Source organism: Kaistella faecalis, from assembly GCF_019195395.1.
GTDB lineage: Bacteria > Bacteroidota > Bacteroidia > Flavobacteriales > Weeksellaceae > Kaistella > Kaistella faecalis.
Genome location: NZ_CP078067.1, coordinates 615,728 through 633,074 on the forward strand (window position 1 = coordinate 615,728; position 17,347 = coordinate 633,074).

18 protein-coding genes and 1 pseudogene are annotated in these 17,347 nt (G+C 41.0%); 13 read left to right on the forward strand and 6 right to left on the reverse strand.

Features of this window, described 5'->3' with window-relative positions:
* Positions 1 to 47 precede the first annotated feature (47 nt).
* The 6 genes from KTV93_RS02930 (at position 48) to KTV93_RS02955 (ending at position 5,376) form a co-directional block, all read left to right on the forward strand.
* Entirely contained in the window at positions 48 to 1,172 is a 1,125-nt protein-coding gene (locus KTV93_RS02930; RefSeq protein WP_218249840.1) for an ABC transporter permease, read from the forward strand.
* An 87-nt stretch (positions 1,173 to 1,259) separates the two neighbouring features.
* The gene (locus KTV93_RS02935) at positions 1,260 to 1,631 is read left to right on the forward strand and encodes a hypothetical protein (protein ID WP_218249841.1); all 372 of its coding nucleotides are present in this window, start codon (positions 1,260 to 1,262) and stop codon (positions 1,629 to 1,631) included.
* Complete coding sequence (locus KTV93_RS02940) at positions 1,628 to 2,122, forward strand: HMG-box domain-containing protein (RefSeq protein WP_218249842.1); 495 nt, start codon at positions 1,628 to 1,630, stop codon at positions 2,120 to 2,122. The genes KTV93_RS02935 and KTV93_RS02940 overlap by 4 nt, the downstream gene beginning before the upstream one ends.
* A 182-nt stretch (positions 2,123 to 2,304) precedes the next feature.
* Positions 2,305 to 3,813 carry an aldehyde dehydrogenase family protein gene (locus KTV93_RS02945; protein WP_218249843.1) on the forward strand — a complete coding sequence of 503 codons (1,509 nt, stop codon included), beginning with the start codon at positions 2,305 to 2,307 and terminating at the stop codon, positions 3,811 to 3,813.
* Between the two features lie 72 nt (positions 3,814 to 3,885).
* Positions 3,886 to 4,305, forward strand: a complete 420-nt coding sequence (locus KTV93_RS02950) for a DUF779 domain-containing protein (RefSeq protein WP_218249844.1) — start codon at positions 3,886 to 3,888, stop codon at positions 4,303 to 4,305.
* A gap of 117 nt (positions 4,306 to 4,422) precedes the next feature.
* Positions 4,423 to 5,376 (forward strand): T9SS type A sorting domain-containing protein, encoded by a 954-nt coding sequence (locus KTV93_RS02955; protein WP_218249845.1) that lies wholly within the window; start codon positions 4,423 to 4,425, stop codon positions 5,374 to 5,376.
* Positions 5,377 to 5,477: 101 nt separating this feature from the next.
* On the opposite strand, the gene mazG is transcribed toward KTV93_RS02955, so the two are convergent.
* From mazG to ruvX, 4 genes are all read right to left on the reverse strand, one after another.
* Positions 5,478 to 6,248 carry a nucleoside triphosphate pyrophosphohydrolase gene (gene mazG / locus KTV93_RS02960; protein ID WP_218249846.1) on the reverse strand — a complete coding sequence of 257 codons (771 nt, stop codon included), beginning with the start codon at positions 6,246 to 6,248 and terminating at the stop codon, positions 5,478 to 5,480.
* A 122-nt stretch (positions 6,249 to 6,370) separates the two neighbouring features.
* Positions 6,371 to 6,940, reverse strand: a complete 570-nt coding sequence (locus tag KTV93_RS02965; protein ID WP_218249847.1) for a DUF5606 family protein — start codon at positions 6,938 to 6,940, stop codon at positions 6,371 to 6,373.
* Between the two features lie 34 nt (positions 6,941 to 6,974).
* Entirely contained in the window at positions 6,975 to 7,547 is a 573-nt protein-coding gene (def, locus tag KTV93_RS02970; RefSeq protein WP_218249848.1) for a peptide deformylase, read from the reverse strand.
* Positions 7,544 to 7,960 carry a Holliday junction resolvase RuvX gene (ruvX, locus tag KTV93_RS02975; protein ID WP_218249849.1) on the reverse strand — a complete coding sequence of 139 codons (417 nt, stop codon included), beginning with the start codon at positions 7,958 to 7,960 and terminating at the stop codon, positions 7,544 to 7,546. The genes def and ruvX overlap by 4 nt, the downstream gene beginning before the upstream one ends.
* Positions 7,961 to 8,196: 236 nt before the next feature.
* On the opposite strand from ruvX, the gene KTV93_RS02980 reads away from it, so the two are divergent.
* Entirely contained in the window at positions 8,197 to 8,673 is a 477-nt protein-coding gene (locus KTV93_RS02980; protein WP_218249850.1) for a SixA phosphatase family protein, read from the forward strand.
* Positions 8,674 to 9,006: 333 nt separating this feature from the next.
* On the opposite strand, the gene KTV93_RS02985 is transcribed toward KTV93_RS02980, so the two are convergent.
* Complete coding sequence (locus KTV93_RS02985; RefSeq protein ID WP_218249851.1) at positions 9,007 to 10,557, reverse strand: serine hydrolase; 1,551 nt, start codon at positions 10,555 to 10,557, stop codon at positions 9,007 to 9,009.
* Between the two features lie 573 nt (positions 10,558 to 11,130).
* Between KTV93_RS02985 and KTV93_RS02990 the strand changes: the two are divergent.
* The 6 genes and pseudogenes from KTV93_RS02990 to KTV93_RS03015 all read left to right on the forward strand — a co-directional run.
* Positions 11,131 to 12,027, forward strand: a pseudogene (locus KTV93_RS02990) (homocysteine S-methyltransferase family protein); the annotation flags it as partial.
* A gap of 100 nt (positions 12,028 to 12,127) precedes the next feature.
* Positions 12,128 to 13,486 carry an orotidine-5'-phosphate decarboxylase gene (gene pyrF, locus KTV93_RS02995; RefSeq protein WP_218249852.1) on the forward strand — a complete coding sequence of 453 codons (1,359 nt, stop codon included), beginning with the start codon at positions 12,128 to 12,130 and terminating at the stop codon, positions 13,484 to 13,486.
* Between the two features lie 108 nt (positions 13,487 to 13,594).
* Positions 13,595 to 13,951 carry a four helix bundle protein gene (locus KTV93_RS03000; protein ID WP_218249853.1) on the forward strand — a complete coding sequence of 119 codons (357 nt, stop codon included), beginning with the start codon at positions 13,595 to 13,597 and terminating at the stop codon, positions 13,949 to 13,951.
* Positions 13,952 to 14,036: 85 nt separating this feature from the next.
* Positions 14,037 to 14,951, forward strand: coding sequence for an AEC family transporter (locus KTV93_RS03005; protein ID WP_218249854.1), 915 nt, complete (start codon positions 14,037 to 14,039; stop codon positions 14,949 to 14,951).
* Positions 14,952 to 15,047: 96 nt separating this feature from the next.
* The gene (locus tag KTV93_RS03010; protein WP_218249855.1) at positions 15,048 to 15,752 is read left to right on the forward strand and encodes a DsbA family oxidoreductase; all 705 of its coding nucleotides are present in this window, start codon (positions 15,048 to 15,050) and stop codon (positions 15,750 to 15,752) included.
* Between the two features lie 83 nt (positions 15,753 to 15,835).
* On the forward strand, positions 15,836 to 16,408 hold the full coding sequence (locus tag KTV93_RS03015; RefSeq protein WP_218249856.1) for a YceI family protein: 573 nt from the start codon (positions 15,836 to 15,838) through the stop codon (positions 16,406 to 16,408).
* Between the two features lie 69 nt (positions 16,409 to 16,477).
* Here the strand turns inward: KTV93_RS03015 and KTV93_RS03020 are convergent, their stop codons facing one another.
* Positions 16,478 to 17,332: a DUF4846 domain-containing protein gene (locus KTV93_RS03020; protein WP_230259186.1), complete on the reverse strand. Its 855-nt coding sequence runs from the start codon at positions 17,330 to 17,332 to the stop codon at positions 16,478 to 16,480.
* Positions 17,333 to 17,347 lie beyond the last annotated feature (15 nt).

Below are 17,347 nucleotides of genomic sequence, written 5' to 3' on the forward strand. Positions count from 1 at the left end.
CTAATAAAAGACTCTGCTAAAAATGAAAATCCACCGTTAAAAACAAAATGTTCAGAACCTTATCCATATTAATCAAGAAAGAATTCCTGCAGATTTTCAGGAACAGATCCATTCTGGCAATTATCTTTGTGATGCCTGTCGTACAGCTGGTTGTACTTCCACTCGCGGCCAATTACGAAATTAAAGACATTAAAATGGCAGTAGTGGATCATGACAACTCAACTTTTTCGCGCGAACTCCTTCGCAAAATTACCGCTTCAGGATATTTTAAAATAACGTCCTACAGTGAAAATTATCGGAAAGCTTATGAAGAAGTGGAGAAAGACCGCGCAGACCTTATCCTTGAAATCCCCAATAATTTTGAAAAAGATCTGGTGAGAGAAAACAGCCAGAAAGTGCTGATCGCCATTAACGCCATCAACGGAACCAAAGCCGGACTTTCCGCCAGTTATCTTGCCCAGATTCTGCAGGATTATAATGAACAGGTTCAGCTGAAAATGAGTCCGGAACTCGAAAGCACGAAGAACAGCTCCGGTCTGGAAATTATTCCGAAGTTTTGGTTCAACGAAGGCTACAATTACCGGCTTTCCCTGGTGCCGGGAATTCTGGCATTTCTGGTGACTTTGATCGGTGGATATTTAACCGCCTTAAACATTGTATCTGAGAAAGAAACCGGTACGATCGAACAGATCAACGTTTCGCCGATCAGAAAAACAGATTTTATTCTCGGGAAACTCATTCCGTTCTGGATTCTGGCGATGACCGCCTTCAGCATTGGACTTCTGGTTACGGTTTTTGTGTACGGCATTCAGATGCAGGGAAGTCTGCTGCTGCTGTATGCCTTCATCTCGGTTTACCTCATCACGATTCTTGGAATGGGACTTTTAGTTTCGGTATACAGTGAGACGCAGCAGCAGGCGATGTTTGTGGTCTTCTTCTTTATGATGATTTTTGTGCTAATGAGCGGACTTTTCACGCCAACAGAAAGCATGACCGACTGGGCAAAATATATCGCCTACCTGAATCCGGTAACTTACGGCGTTGACGGCATCCGGTTGATTATCCTGAAGAACAGCGGCTTCACTGATCTATTGCCGCACTTTACCTTTGTAACGGTTTTGGGAACTGTAGTAATCACGTGGGCCATTTTGCGATACCGGAAAACGAATTAAAAAAATATCAACATTATCCAAACCAGTACTTTAGTATTCCGCTGTAGGAACAAATCCAAATAAAATCATTAACTTTAAAAAACAACCATGATACGAAAGCTAATCCTTGTTTTTTTAGTCCTCTTCGGACTTTTAACGCTGTTCATGAGCAGTTCCGTCCTTTTCGACTGGTTCGGAATCAGAGCCAAAGAGGGCAATTTTGTGCCTTTTATTGTCTGGGCCAACTGGCTGTGTGGTTTTCTTTATTTAACTGCTGCCTACGCCATTTTAAAAAGCAAAACCTCGTCAAAAATCCCATTGATCAGCGCACTTGTCATTTTGATTATCGCTTACATCGGGCTCTTCATCCATATCAATCAGGGCGGCTTATATGAAAACAAAACGATGGGAGCAATGGCTTTCAGAATCGCCGTTACCACTTTACTTCTTTTAGCAACCATAAAATTTATAAAAAAATGAAAAGAATTCTTTTATCAGCCATCTTCGGTCTGGCAATTTTAACCGCTTGTGAAAAAAAACAGCATAATACCGTAGAAACCACCGAAACAACTGCACAAAATGACCATGCTGAGCATGCCGAGGCAGCCAATTCTACAAATGCCGATGAACATGCCGACGTTTCTGCAAATCTGGAACTTGACAACGGCAAAAAATGGAAAACCAATCCCGAGATGCTTCCTTTCATTCAGGAGCAGGAAAAACTGATTAAAGCATATGATTCCGATACCGGTGATTACAAAAAACTGGCGGCCGACCTTAATTCAGCCAATGAAAAGCTCATTAAAAGCTGCACAATGACGGGTAAACCGCATGACGTACTTCACGTTTGGCTTACTGATCATATGAAAAATATTGATCTTCTTGGTAAAGCTGTCAACAAGGAAGAAGCTGACCATATTAGCGATGCCCTGGAAGATTCAATGGAGACTTATCACCAGTATTTTAACTAGAACTAAACCTCTACCTAATACCAAACCTTCGGAAATTTCTGGAGGTTTTTGCATTTCATAAGTTTTCCAATTGAAAATATCGATAGTGTCGAATTGTGATTATCGTAACAATTAACAGAATTTGGCTTTTTAATACTCAAAGTATTTGGTAATTTTAAAAACAATTATTAAATATATTTACAATGAGTTCAAAAGTTTATGACAGAGTACAGCTGAAAGAAAAGTACGACAACTACATTAACGGTACATGGACACCCCCTGCGAGCGGGAAATATTTTGACGTGATTACGCCTTTAGACGGAACCGTAATGAGCCAGGCCGCCCATTCAAATGAAGAAGATTTGGAACTGGCAGTTAACGCGGCTGAAAAAGCTTTTGCAAGCTGGGGTAAAACATCCGTAACTGAAAGAAGCATCATCCTGAATAAAATAGCCGACCGCATGGAAGCAAACCTGGAAAAGATTGCAGTGGTGGAAACCATGGACAATGGAAAACCAGTTCGGGAAACCTTAAACGCCGATATTCCCCTGGCTATCGACCATTTCAGATATTTTGCAGGTGTAATCCGTGCAGAGGAAGGTTCGCTGATGGAGCTTGACAATAACACCGTTTCATTGATCGTTAATGAGCCTTTGGGCGTCATCGCACAGATTATCCCGTGGAACTTCCCAATCCTGATGGCAGTATGGAAAATCGCTCCGGCCTTAGCCGCCGGAAACTGTGTCGTTCTGAAACCTGCAGAAAATACACCAATTTCAATCCTCGTGCTTATGGAGATCATCGGCGACCTGCTGCCGCCTGGTGTATTGAACATCGTAAACGGTTTTGGCGGCGAACTGGGGCATGCACTCGTTACCAATAAAAAAGTGGCAAAGGCGGCGTTTACTGGTTCTACAGCAACGGGAAGAATGGTCATGCAGTATGCAACCGAAAACATTATTCCGGTAACCCTGGAACTGGGCGGGAAATCACCAAACGTGTTCTTCGAATCCGTGATGGATGAAGATGATTCATTTTTCGACAAGGCACTCGAAGGAGCGGTTCTGTTTGCGTTGAATCAGGGGGAAATCTGCACCTGTCCGTCCAGGTTACTGATTCAGGAAAGTATTTACGATAAGTTTATAGAAAGAGTTGTTGAAAGAGTTAAAGCCATTAAAGCCGGCAACCCGCTGGATACTTCCACGATGATTGGTGCACAGGCCTCAAAAATACAGTATGATAAAATCCTCAATTATATTAATCTCGGTAAGGAAGAAGGTTGCGAGGTACTTTCCGGAGGCGATGCCAACAAACTTGAGGGAAATTTGGAGAACGGTTATTACGTTCAGCCTACCCTGCTGAAAGGTCATAACAAGATGAGGGTCTTTCAGGAAGAGATTTTCGGACCTGTTCTGGCGGTAACTACGTTTAAAGACGAAGCCGAAGCTATTGCAATTGCGAACGATACCATGTATGGTTTGGGTGCAGGTGTATGGACGCGCGACGCACATCAGCTGTATCAGGTTCCGAGAGCCATTCAGGCAGGTCGAGTTTGGGTAAACCAATATCATTCTTATCCTGCAGGTGCTCCGTTTGGAGGGTACAAGCAGTCCGGTATTGGAAGGGAAAACCATAAAATGATGCTCGATCATTACCGTCAGACCAAAAATATGCTTATTTCATACAGCAAAGAAAAATTAGGATTCTTCTAATTGAAAAAGGCGGATTTGCATAATAAATCCGCCTTTCTTTTCATTTAATATCCATCATTAACAGATTCCAAAATGAAAAAAATATCAAGATTTTCCGCTACTCCCAAAGCACTGGAGCTTGTAAGTCAACTTTCCGAAGAATTTGGCGAGTTGATGTTTTACCAGGCCGGTGGATGCTGCGAAGGTACACAGCCACAGTGTTTCCGAAAAGGTCATTTTTATCCGCGCACGAAAGATGTGAGCATTGGAAAAGTGTCAGGCTTTCATTTTTGGGTCGATCATGATCTTTTTGAATACTGGAAATACAGCCATTTCGAACTTGATGTGCTGGACGGATTCGGTGCAGGCGGTTTTTCCCTGGAAACAGCGAAAAGCAAAACCTTCAAAATCAATTACCGACTTTTCAGTCAGCAGGAACTCGATAATTTGGAAGAAACGCTGCTCTACCATGAGTATATGATTCAGGAAAAGGAAAAGGGGCAAGGCATTTAACCTGAAAAGAGTTGACTTGGCAATTTCTTGAGCCTTATTCCATTGGAAAGTCTGTTCATCGCATAACTGTAATAATTTCAATCTTTAACTATTTTATAATCCTCTAAATATTTTATTATGGCAACAAAATTTACTTTTTACAAAAAACCAAATTACGTGCGAAAAGTGCCTTCGTACCGACTTTTGAGCAAACGGATTTTTTCTGCGATCATAGGGTTAATGATGATGGCCGCTTACACGGGCACCAAAGCACAAACGGCGCTAGTGGTACCCGACAGTAATGAGGGAAGTGCATTCATTGGGCCCTATGGCAATGCTGCAAGACAGTTACAGATGATTATCGACGATACCCTGCTAAGCTCGCTCGTTGGAAAAAACCTTACTTCCATTTCATTCAGGCTTCCAGCAAGCACCTCTGCGAGTTGGCCGCCAAACAGTCTCACGATGTCTGCCTTTGATATTTATCTTAGTGAGGGTGTAGAACCTGCGGAGCGGCAGCTTAATTTTGCAGCCAATGTGGTGGGCACCCAAACTCAGGTACGCTCGGGAGGCTTACAGATTCCTGCAGGCGCGTTAACAGTTGGTTCAAATCCAAACGACTTCAGTTTTAAAATTACTTTTACAAGTGCGTGGCAATATAATGGTGGTAATCTTCTGATTGAAGTTCGCCACAGCGGAACCGGGATCTCTTCAAGAAGTGTTCAGGCAGCTTCTACAAGCGCAGCGGGTTACGGAACTTTATATTCGGCGCTCTGGCAATCCACAGGTGACGTTTTACAGGGAAACTTTACACAGGTTGAAATTACCGCCGATGGTCCTTTAGGTGCGAATTCCGTTAAAGTCGGTGCAGGTACAAATGTTTATCCTAATCCGGTGAAAGATACGCTTTTTATTAAATCAGAAAATCAGTTTAATTCTTATTCGGTTTACAATATGGCCGGACAAATGGTTGGTTCAGATAAAATCTTTGGAAAGGCGGTTGATCTTTCACATCTTCAGATAGGTTCTTATGTACTGAAACTGACTGATAAGGATGGGAATACCAAATCTGTAAGAATTATTAAACAATAAGGTTAATTAAAGGAAGCAGCTACAGACCGAATCTTTGATTGCTTATTAAAAAAGACACTTCTCAGGGAGTGTCTTTTTTTCAAAATACGTGTTGTGACCAATTATTTCAGAAGTATTTTCGCTTCTTCCCAAAGTTCATCCATCTGTTCGAGAGACAATTCTTCCAACTTTAAATCTTTAGCCAAAGCTAACTTCTCCATTTTCTGAAAACGGGAAATAAACTTGATATTGGTTCTTTCCAAGGCTGAGTCGGGATTAATACCTGAAAGTCTGGCATAATTGATGAGCGAGAAAAACACATCGCCCAGTTCCTGTTCTTTTTTATCTCTATCAGTCTCAGCATGAAATTCTGCGAGTTCTTCCTCCACTTTTTTCCAGGCATCTTCGGCACTGGCAAATTCGAAACCGATTCCTTTTACTTTGTCCTGAATGCGGTAGGCTTTCACCATGCTCGGTGTTCCCTTGGTCACGCCGGAAAGCACTGATCTGTTGCCTTCCTTCAGTTTGAGTTTTTCCCAGTTCTGCTTTACTTCTTCTTCATCCTGAACCTCAACATCGCCATAAATATGCGGATGGCGGAAAATCAGTTTTTCATTCAGCGAATTAATAACGTCAGCGATATCAAAACTCCCCTTTTCTGAGCCAATCTTTGCATAAAAAACCAGATGCAGCAATACATCGCCGAGCTCTTTCTTAATCTCAGGCAAATCTTCCTGCAGCAAAGCATCGGATAGTTCGTAGACTTCTTCCAGTGTCAAATGGCGAAGACTCTGCAAATCCTGTTTTCTGTCCCACGGACATTTTTCGCGGAGATCATCCATAATGTCTAAAAGTCGGGAAAAGGCTTCGAGTTTCTGTTCTTTGGTGTTCATGTGAGGAATGTTGGATGTTGGATGATGGATGATGGGTGTTGGTGCCGCATCACAAATTTACCATTATTAATACAAAAAACCTTGCCGGTTAAGACAAGGTTTTTAATTCGTATCGCTATTGCTTAGCCCATTTTTCTGTGGGTGCTTTTCGGGGCACCTTTTGCAGAAGAAGTTGAAGCTTTTACTTTAGGTGCAGCTGGCTTGTCAGTTTTCGGTGCCGCTTTTTTAGCCGTTTTTTTCTCTGTAACCTCAGCAGCAGGTTGCTCCTCTGTTTTTTCGTCAGCAGGAACTTCTGCTTTTACGAAACTTTCAGGAGTGATATATCCAGCTTTGTTCAGGATATTGTACCACTGCGCCAATTTCTTGATATCTGAAACATAAACTCTTTCGGTATCATAATCCGGTAGAGATTCCGTCATGAATGCTCTTAATTCTGCGTCTGTAGATTTGTGAGAAATCGCTTCTTTATAATCGTTGTTTTTAGCAACATTTTCGAATACTTCAAATAAAGGAACTTCTTTATCGAAAGTAAACATCGCGATATTATCGAGCAAACTAACCTGAGAAGTGTTGCCAATGCTCACTTTTTTCTTGGATAGTACATCTTCAATGATAAATCCGTTTTTCAACTGGGAGATTAACTTAAAAAGTCCCGGTTTACCGGAGATGGAGATTATTTTTTCTAACTGCATTTTTCTTATTTTTTATAGTTTTTTAATTCGTTTTTTATTTCGGGAACCTCATTTTGTAATTTACCGCTACATCGCCCTGAGAAATCTTGTTCAGTTTGCCCTTCACCAGTTTTTTCTTGAGTGAACTTAAATGATCCGTAAACAGTATCCCTTCAATATGGTCGTATTCGTGCTGAATAACGCGCGCTCTCATGTCTGAGAAGGTGTCGGTATGTTTAACGAAATTTTCGTCATAATATTCGATCACGATGGTTTCTTTACGTTTTACATCTTCACGTACATCAGGAATTGAAAGACATCCTTCGTTGAATTTCCATTCTTCACCGGACTCTTCAAGAATCGTTGCATTAATAAGCACTTTTCTGAAATCCTTGAGTTCATGAGCAATATCTGCGTAGTCTTCGTCCTCAGCCAGTGGTGACAGATCTACTACGAAAAGGCGGATATCGAGACCAATCTGCGGTGCTGCAAGCCCAATCCCGTTCGCAGATTCCATGGTATCGAACATGTTTTTTATCAGTTCATCAAGTTGCGGATAATCTCTGTCGATCTCGTGACAGTGCTTGCGTAAAACTGCGTCGCCAAATGCACGTATTGGTAATATCATCTTTGTTTCTGTTCTAAAAAATTCTGCAAAATAAGGGTTGCACTTACTTTATCAATTAACCCTTTTTCTTCTCTTTTCTTCTTGGTTTTCCCGCTTTGGGAAATATAAAACGAGGCCATTTTCGAGGTAAACCGCTCATCAAAACGATGCACTTCAATTTCAGGAAACTGATTTTTAAATTTCTCAATAAAGCCTGAAATCTCTGTTTCGATTTCCGAAAGGTTGCCCTTCAAGTCTGTGGGAAGTCCTACTACGATAGCCTCAACCCTGTTTTCAGCAAAGTAACGGTTACAGAACTGAAAAATATTCTGGGTTTCTACAGTATCCAGACCGCTGGCAATAATCTGCATCTCATCGGTCACAGCAATGCCACAGCGTTTTTTACCGTAATCCACCGCCATAATTTTTCCCATAGTCTGCAAATTTACAAATATTTGTGCTTGCTTACAAAATTTAAAAAAAGGTGACATTTATCAAGTTTAATTCCCGGTAAGAAGTGCGGAATCTGCCTAACTTTAATCATTGATTTTATTCGTCATGTAAACTGAATTTTCAGAATGACAGAATGAAAAGAAGTGATTGTAAAAGAGAGGTTAACAACTTCTCTTTTTTTTAACTAATTTTATTTCCCAAAAAAAAACAGCCAAGTATGAAAACCCTTATTCTCGTTCGACATGCTAAAAGCGACTGGCCCGAAGACACGGATGACTTCGACAGACCACTTGCTGACCGTGGCCTGCACGATGCCGAAAAAATGTCTTCTTATTTGAAACAAAATAATGTGGAGATTGAAAAGTTCGTGTCCAGTCCCGCGCTGCGCGCACTCAGCACCTGCAATATTTTTAATAAGTCTTATCAAATTGAGGTAGAGACGAACAGAAAGCTGTATAATGCAAATGAAAATAATTTCGAGTCTGTTATTTATGATCTGAACGATAACGTGAATTCTGTAGCAATGTTTTCGCATAACAACGGGATTTCCAACTTCGCGAACATGATCAGCGGCGATATTTTTGCGTTTCCGACATGCGGTGTTGCCGGATTTCAGGTAGATTGTGAGTCGTGGTCGGATTTTGACAGTGCGAAGAAGAAGCTGATCTTCTTTTATGATCCGAAGAAGATCTGATGTTCGTATTTTAGAACAATTGGTTTTAAAGAATTTCGTTTACCGCAAAAGCGGCAAAAGACTTTTGCACTTTCAATTCCTGCTGATGAATATTCAAACGCCAAGGCCGCAAGGAGTATTTTTCTTCAGCGATAAATAAGAGCGCAAAGACGTTTCACTTAGCAAGGACAAGGTTTTTACTAAATCAGCAGCAACTATTTTATCACAAAGCTTTTTAATCTTTGCACCTATTAACAGATGATAGCTTTTGTGCATTTTGTGGTAGATTCCTAAAAAAAAGTCACAAAGAACTGCGGTTCCCTGTGACTTTTTATTAATTATTGATGTTTCAGATTATTTGGTGCGCTGCAAATCCAGGTCTTCGAAATCAAAACTGAAATCTGTAATATCGGAGATAGGTTTCATCTTGGCCGCGATGGCTTTTCCGTTTTCATCGAAGGTAAAGATTACAAATGCATCGGCATCGTAGCTTCTGTCGTCCCATTTCGCAATAAAGGTATTGTTGGTGTACGGCAATAATTCACCTTTTAACCTAGGGGAATTTTTAGCCTGAATTCTGTAAGTTTTGCCTTGGGTGGTGATTACAATATCGCCAAACCACGCATCCGTGTATGTTCCCACAAGCTGTTCAGCTTTTGGCTGCAGGCTTTTTTCTTTACTAAAGGCTGCCGATTTCGCAAAAACCTCCTTTTTTCCTTTCTCGAAATCAGCGTTCACCTTGGTCATGCGGTCGCCATAGGTTTTCAGCCAGTTGCGGTCTTCAATGCCCAGATAAGCATCTTTCACGGTGTTGGTTACCGCGCTGAAAGCAGCACCACTCTGCTGGTTGGTCAATACGATGATGCCGAGTTTCATGTCCGGGATCAGGGTGAACTGGGTTACAGTTCCGATAAGTCCGCCGGTGTGGTAAACCTGCTTGTGGCCTTTAACATCGGTCAGGAACCAGCCAAGACCGTAACCGCCGAAATTGGAATCGTAGGTATTTTTCAAAGCCACGGGTGTTGCGATCTGCACGTTCCATAGCTGCTGGATCTGTTTATCGGAAACGAGTTTTTTACCGTCTTTAGTAGTGAATCCGTTCATGAGGAAATCTGCCCAAGTCGCCATATCGGTGATATTGCTGATAATACCGCCCGCTGCATCGGCGGTCTCATTCCAGTCATGGGGAACCTGAATCGCTTTTCCGTCCACAGGAGCATGTGCATCAATGATATTTTTAACGCCTGCTGCCTTTGCACGGTTATAATTTCCGAAACTTGATTTCATACCGACTGGTTTCATAATCCGCTGTTCGATGAATTCTGCCCAGGATAATCCGGAAACTCTCTTGATGACTTCACCCGCTACAATAAACATGATGTTGTTATAATCCATAGTGTTGCGGAAGGAATTTTCGGGTTTCAGGTAGCGCACGTTGTGAATGATATCGTTCACCGTAAGATTTCCCCCCTCAGGAAAGAACATCAGGTCACCCTGCCCCAGACCGAGTCCGGCACGGTGAGTAAGAAGGTCTTTGATGGTGATCTCCTGAGTCACGTAAGGATCGTACATCCGGAACTCAGGAATAAACTTGGTGACTTTATCATCAAAATTCAGTTTTCCCTCATCCGCAAGCATTGCCAGCGCGGTACCGGTAAATCCTTTGGAATTGGAGGCAATCCCCACGAGGGTATTTTCATCCATTTTCTGGTTGGTGGTCAGGGAACTTACACCAAACCCTTTGACATAAACCATTTTGCCGTCTTTTATAATGCCAACCGACATTCCGGGAACATCAAATGTTTTAAGGGTATTTTGAATCAGTTCATCGAGTTTCTTTTCTTCAATCTGCGAGAATGCCATCAAAGAAACAAGGATGAAAAACAGGGAAAAGTTACGTTTCATTATCGGAATTTTTAATTGTCACGAAGATATAAATTTTTTAGCAGGCGCATCCATAACAGGGTTTTGGTTGATAAATCAAAAATGAAACAGAATTTGACAGCATTGTAAAAATTTACAGTTTGAAAAGTGACTCTGATATTATTAACCAAAAATTAGAAGGTTTATATTTTGGAGATTTAATTTATTTAGCAGAAAATAGAATTTTCCTGAGAAAATTTGACGGCAAAAATTCATGGCCAAAAACTACGCTGATTTATTTATATCAGTTATTATACCCAAAAAACTATTTACAAAGTAATAATTCTTGACCTGAATAATAGAAATGTGTATAAATACAGTCGACCAAACACCTATTTATTTTGGCGCTAACAGTTTATTTTTTCTTAAATTAGCAAATCAAAACACTCATAAACAGACCGTTACAAAAACTAATTGTTTTCAGATCCGTTGCTTCAGTACCGTTTTCTGAGCCGAAAGCTCTTCATATCATCCATCACCAAAAAACAAACACCATGAAAAAAAAACACCAAAAATTTCCCCAGCGAATCCGATGAACTTTTTTTAACAGACGGCGGACTGGAAACAACACTTATTTTTCTGGAAGGTTTCGATCTTCCCTGTTTTGCCGCATTTGACCTGATGAAAACTGAAAAAGGATGTGATGCCCTCAGAAATTACTACCGGAAGTATTTAGAAATTGCGAAAAAGCACCATACCAGTTTCATTTTAGAAACTCCCACCTGGCGTGCCAATCCGGATTGGCTGGAGAAAACCGGCTATCCAAGATCTTCCACCTCCGCAATAAATAAAAAAGCGGTCGCACTTATGAAAGAATTAAAAACAGAATTTGAAAATGACCTTCCAACCATTCTCATCAGTGGTTGCGTCGGTCCGCGAGGAGATGGGTATTTCCCGGAAAATACCATGAGCAGCGAAGAAGCGCAACAGTATCATTCCCACCAAATAGAAGCATTAAAACATTCCTCAGTTGATCTGGTCACGGCACTTACACTGCAGGATGCAGAAGAAGCGATCGGCGTTACACTTGCGGCAAATTACTTTGTACTTCCTGCTGTTATTTCGTTTACCGTAGAAACCGACAGCAAACTCCCGAACGGAATGAGTTTAGCAGAAGTCATTAAAACAGTTGACGAAAACACGAATGTCCCTCCTCTTTATTATATGATCAACTGTGCGCATCCCACGCATTTCCACCAAGAATTACTTAAAAATAAAAATGACCCCTGCACGGGACGCATCAAAGCCATCAGAGCAAACGCCTCCTGTAAAAGCCATGCCGAACTGGATGAAGCTACCTCGCTGGACCGCGGGATCCCCCGTGAGTTAGGCAAAGAATACAAAAATCTGAAAGAATCTTTTACCCATATCAATGTTTTTGGCGGCTGCTGCGGAACTGATGAAGAGCATATTTCTGAAATCATCAGCCAGATACATTCGGCTTCCGTTTGAAAATGCAGATCCAGGAAGCTGTCTTTTAAGATTTTTTAACCTTTTTACTTTCCCTGCAGTTTCTGCGAAAACCCTAACTTTGTAAGAAAGTAAAAAGTAAATGGATAGTAAAAAACAGTTTTTTCTCGAGTGTTACCAGTTAGGAATTATCAAATTCGGTCGTTTTACGCTGAAAAGCGGTATCGAAAGCCCGTTTTATGTGGATTTGCGGCCTCTTGCTTCCGATCCTAAAATTTTAAAACGTCTCGCGAACTACCTGTTGGATATGCTTCCGCTGGACAATTTCGATCTTATCTGCGGTGTTCCTTACGCTGCGCTTCCGATGGCAACTGCAATGTCTTTGGAAAGCTATCTTCCGCTTATTATCAAACGAAAAGAGGCGAAAGATTACGGCACCAAAAAAATGATCGAAGGTATTTATACCAAAGGTCAGAACTGCCTTTTGGTAGAAGATGTAATCACCAGCGGAAAATCACTGCTCGAAACGATTCCAGAGATAGAAAATGAGGGGATTTCGGTGTCTGATATCGTAGTCGTTCTTGACAGACAACAAGGCGGAAAAGAAATGCTTGAAAGCAAAGGTTACCGTGTTCATACCCTGTTCACCATTTCTGAAGTTTGCAAGATGCTTAAAGAAGAAGGTCATTTATGCGATGACGAGGTGTTGAGAATCGATGATTTCCTGAAAGGAAATATGGTGAAATTCGAAGAGAAAAAGCGCCCGTCGTATGAGCATAAACTGAAGCATGCTGACCATTCTGTAGCAAAAAAACTGCTGGAGATTTCTCTTGAAAAAAAATCAAATCTCATTGTTTCCGCAGATGTTATTTCCACTCAGGAACTTCTCGAACTGGCTGAAAAAGTAGGACCTCACATCGTGGCCCTGAAAACCCATATCGATATTATCACCGATTTTGATCCAGATACCACCATTCTCCCACTTAAAGATCTTGCGGCAAAATATAATTTCCTGCTGATGGAAGACCGAAAGTTTGCCGATATCGGTAATACTCAGGAGCTGCAGTTTTCTTACGGAACTTACAAGATTTCGAACTGGGCAGATTTTGTTACTTCGCACGTCATCGGGGGATACGATTCGCTCGACTGTTTTCTTAATGTAGGCGTAGTCGCAATTCTCGGCATGTCTTCTAAAGGAACATTAACCGACAAAAACTATCAGGATGAAGCCCTGAAAATTGCCCAGAGTCACCCGAATGTGATTGGTGGTGTCTCCCAGAAACAAATTCCGGAAGAACTACTCCTTTTCACGCCGGGCGTAAATATGGGTGAATCTGGTGACGGAAAAGGTCAGCAATATCATACTCCTGAACATGTTTTTAGAAATCTCCAGACCGATTTTATGATTGTGGGGCGCGGAATTTATAAAGCTGAAGATGCTGAAAAAGCAGCGCTTAATTATAAGATCACCGGCTGGAATGCATATCTCGAAAGCCTCTAAAGTAAGATTTAGAGCTATGAGATAAGAAATAAGAGGTTTAATTTTGGAGTTGATGGTATTGTTTAGAGGGATAAAATATTTAATAATTAACAATCATTATCAACCTTTATGGAAAACCACAGTAAAGGAGTGCTTGCTCAGAAGAGTTATGATTTTGCCATCAAAATTGTCTTTCTTTCCCAAAAACTTAATACTAAGAAAGAATATGTTCTATCTAAACAGATTTTACGGAGCGGAACTTCTGTGGGTGCGATGGTTCGGGAAGCCAAATTTGCGCAAAGTAATGCGGATTATATTCATAAATTTAGTATCGCATTAAAAGAAGCAAACGAGACCGACTACTGGCTGAATCTTCTTTATGACACCGAATACATATCCGGGGAAACTTTTAAAGAAACTGCTGGATTATGTAATGAAATTATTTCGATGCTGATCGCTACAGTTAATACTTTAAAAAATAAATAATCTTGAACCCATACCAGAAATGAGCTAAGAATTGGTTGTCAAATAGTTCTCTTATCTTCGAGTTCTTAACTCTTAACTAAAAAAATTGTCCAATTTAATTCTTCTCTTTCTTTGTCTCTTCCTTGGATTTTTTCTGAGGAAGACTAAACTTTTCCCTGAAAATGGGCATCTCGCGCTGAATTCATTTGTGATAAACATTTCGCTTTCGGCGCTTTCGCTCTATTATATCCCCAAAATCATTTTAAGTTTTGAGGTGATTTTTCCGCTGGCTATCGCTTGGCTTAATATCTTTCTTGCGATCGCATTCTTTGGATTGCTGGCGAAATACTTCAGGTGGTCAGCTGCCATTACCGGTGCACTGATTATGTGCGCGGGTTTCGGAAACACGTCGTTTGTCGGAATTCCTGTTATTCAGTCGCTTTTTGGCGAAAACGGCCTGAAAACAGTCATGCTTGTCGACCAGCCCGGTTCTTTTGTGGCTCTTTCCACGGTGGGAATTGCGGTGGCTAATTTTTATTCAGGCGGTAAAAGTTCCATCTCCGAAATCATTAATAAAATCATCCGATTTCCGCCTTTTATTGCATTTTCTTTAGCAGTAATTCTCAATATTTTCAGCATCAACATGCCGGAAGCATTAGATGAAGTTTTCGCAAAACTGGGCGCAACAACCGTTCCTTTGGCCTTAGTTTCCGTAGGAAGCCAGTTGAGCTGGCAGAATCCGGGCATCCATTCAAAACCTTTATTCTGGGGGCTCTTATTTAAACTGATGCTTTTTCCGGCATTTATTTTCGTTCTTTATTTCATTATTCTGAATCAGCGGGGTGAAACCATCGAAATTGCTTTCATGGAAGCAGCTATGGGGCCAATGATTACCGCCGCCATCATTGCATCAACCCATAAACTGGAGCCTAAATTATGCAACCTCATGCTGGGCATAGGTATACCGTTATCCTTTGTTACGCTGGCATTCTGGTACGCAGTTATGAGGCTCTATTTGTAGACTCTACGGTTTACGATGCATTTCTTACCTTAGATCAATCACGCACCATCTTATAGCAGCTATATTTGTATTCTAAATTCAAAAAAAGCAAAAAAAATGAAAGTAGATATCTGGAGCGACATCCGCTGTCCGTTTTGTTATGTCGGAAAAAAGAAGTTTGAAAACGCTTTAGAACAGTTCCCTGACGCCGAAAAAATTGAAATTACCTGGCACAGTTTCCAGTTGGATCCAAACCTGGTTACACAACCCGATACCAATCCTTACGATTATTTCTCCAAAGCAAAGGGGATTCCTGTGGAGCAGGCAAAAGCCATGCATGAACATGCAAAAAATGCCGGAAAAGAAGCCGGAATTAATTTCAGCTTCGATGAATCCAAAGTTGCTAATTCTTTCAAAGGTCATCTTCTCATCCAGCTCGCAAAAAAGAAGAACTTAGCCAACGAAATGGAAGAGGCGTTATTTGAAGCGCAGTTTATTACAGGTAAAAATATTGATGATGAAACCACTCTTGTAGAAATCGGAAAATCTGTTGGCTTGGCTGCAGAAGATATTTCAAATGCCTTTAATTCAGATGAATTGGCAAATGCAGTAGCTCAGGATGGTTTGATGGCAAGACAGTTGGGTATTAACGCGGTTCCGTTTTTTGTGTTCAATGATAAATACGGGGTGTCGGGCGCTCAGCAGCCGGAACATTTTCTGGAGGTGTTGAATGCTTCATGGAAAGAATTCTCTGCCGGCGACAAAGGCCTTCAGATCATCAGTCAGGGTGAAAGTTGTGACACCGACGGAAACTGCGATTAGTGATTTCTTATCTTAGATCAATGTCAGCGTTTCCCTGCTTCTATATCTTTGCACTATAATTATTAAACAGAAAGAAAAGTATTATGAAAAAATTATTATCAATCCTCACCGTAATGATGTTTACGGTTTCCACTTTCGCTCAGTTGAACCTGAAAAGTGATCCAGCACACTCAAGAATCCAGTTTACCGTGATGCACCTTGGCATCAATGATATTACCGGAAACTTCGACAAAGCAAATTTAACCATCAATGCTGACGAGAAAAATTTTGTGAATTCAAAAATCACCTTCTCTGCTGATGTAAATTCCATCAACACGCACATTGAAGCGAGAGACAATCACCTGAAAAGTGCAGATTTCTTTGATGCCGCTAAATATCCAACTTTGGATTTCACCAGTACTTCCTTGACTAAAGGCAAAAAGAATTACTACACATTAAAAGGTACTCTTACCATGCACGGCGTTACAAAACCAGTGACTTTAACTTTGGTTTACAGAGGTTCTACTGTAAATGCTATGAACAAAAAAACCACTTACGGTTATCAGGTAATGGGAACACTTAAAAGATCAGATTTCAATGTAGGTTCTAATTTCCCTGCACCGATGATTAATGACCTTGTAAGAATTAAAGGCGATTTCGAACTTACTGCAGAATAATAATATTAGTTTGTGTTTTTTTAGTAGTAGAAGCGGAAGTTTGGGCAACCAGATTTCCGTTTCTTTTTTCTATTTGATGGCATGAAACCTTTTAATGGATGTGGGTCTGAAAACATACTTGGCTGTTACCGTTTTGGGCGCATCCACATCAAGCTGATACCAAGGTGAAATTTCGGGATTCGCCGTGTTTTTGAGGACATGAATATCCTGCGCAGGCATGAAGCTCTCTGCCAACAGATACAGCCTTTTTCCCACCGCATTTGTCGCCACTCCAACGATAATTACTGAATGTCCCGGACTTCCGGGTTTTATGATGAAATCACCCGTTCTGATGTCAGAATTTTCCGTAACAGCAACCGATTCACGGTCCAGTGATATGGTTCCGGCATAGCGGAAAATTATGTTCAGATACTCCCGAAATGCTGAATACGAATCGTCGGTAATTCCCGAATCATAGAAACTTACTTTTTTGTTTACTTCTCTTGTTCTGATTCCTTTTCTGTAATCATTCCAGGCAAAAAACTGTCCGCTGGTGAATTCGAACCCGATTTCATCAAAGCGTTTTTGAGTCCAGAGATATTCTGAATACAGGCGCATCCATGCATCTGCACATTGCTGCAGATCCTTATCACCAACATCAATTTTAAGCAGTGCAATGTGCTTATTTTGGCTGTCCACAGGAACTTTCCGGTAATCACGTATGGGAAAATTTGGCGGATGCAATGGAAAATTTACCAAATATTCACCGAAGCTGCCGGGCGTCTCCTTCACCCAGAAAAATCCTTCCGGAGGTGTAAAACGGGTAAGGATTTTAGATTTCCTGGCATCAATTATCAACTCCGCAGTGCTTTCGGTAACCTGTGAAAAAACAGACTGAAAACAGAGTATCGAAACAAAAAATACAATATGGTATAATTTTAGCAAAGGCTGATATTTACT

Bases quoted from the DNA above. Each gene is read 5' to 3' on its own strand.
- KTV93_RS02930 (WP_218249840.1), top strand. From the start codon at position 48: ATGTTCAGAACCTTATCCATATTAATCAAGAAAGAATTCCTGCAGATT.
- KTV93_RS02935 (WP_218249841.1), top strand. From the start codon at position 1,260: ATGATACGAAAGCTAATCCTTGTTTTTTTAGTCCTCTTCGGACTTTTA.
- KTV93_RS02940 (WP_218249842.1), top strand. From the start codon at position 1,628: ATGAAAAGAATTCTTTTATCAGCCATCTTCGGTCTGGCAATTTTAACC.
- KTV93_RS02945 (WP_218249843.1), top strand. From the start codon at position 2,305: ATGAGTTCAAAAGTTTATGACAGAGTACAGCTGAAAGAAAAGTACGAC.
- KTV93_RS02950 (WP_218249844.1), top strand. From the start codon at position 3,886: ATGAAAAAAATATCAAGATTTTCCGCTACTCCCAAAGCACTGGAGCTT.
- KTV93_RS02955 (WP_218249845.1), top strand. From the start codon at position 4,423: ATGGCAACAAAATTTACTTTTTACAAAAAACCAAATTACGTGCGAAAA.
- mazG (WP_218249846.1), bottom strand. From the start codon at position 6,248: ATGAACACCAAAGAACAGAAACTCGAAGCCTTTTCCCGACTTTTAGAC.
- KTV93_RS02965 (WP_218249847.1), bottom strand. From the start codon at position 6,940: ATGCAGTTAGAAAAAATAATCTCCATCTCCGGTAAACCGGGACTTTTT.
- def (WP_218249848.1), bottom strand. From the start codon at position 7,547: ATGATATTACCAATACGTGCATTTGGCGACGCAGTTTTACGCAAGCAC.
- ruvX (WP_218249849.1), bottom strand. From the start codon at position 7,960: ATGGGAAAAATTATGGCGGTGGATTACGGTAAAAAACGCTGTGGCATT.
- KTV93_RS02980 (WP_218249850.1), top strand. From the start codon at position 8,197: ATGAAAACCCTTATTCTCGTTCGACATGCTAAAAGCGACTGGCCCGAA.
- KTV93_RS02985 (WP_218249851.1), bottom strand. From the start codon at position 10,557: ATGAAACGTAACTTTTCCCTGTTTTTCATCCTTGTTTCTTTGATGGCA.
- pyrF (WP_218249852.1), top strand. From the start codon at position 12,128: ATGGATAGTAAAAAACAGTTTTTTCTCGAGTGTTACCAGTTAGGAATT.
- KTV93_RS03000 (WP_218249853.1), top strand. From the start codon at position 13,595: ATGGAAAACCACAGTAAAGGAGTGCTTGCTCAGAAGAGTTATGATTTT.
- KTV93_RS03010 (WP_218249855.1), top strand. From the start codon at position 15,048: ATGAAAGTAGATATCTGGAGCGACATCCGCTGTCCGTTTTGTTATGTC.
- KTV93_RS03015 (WP_218249856.1), top strand. From the start codon at position 15,836: ATGAAAAAATTATTATCAATCCTCACCGTAATGATGTTTACGGTTTCC.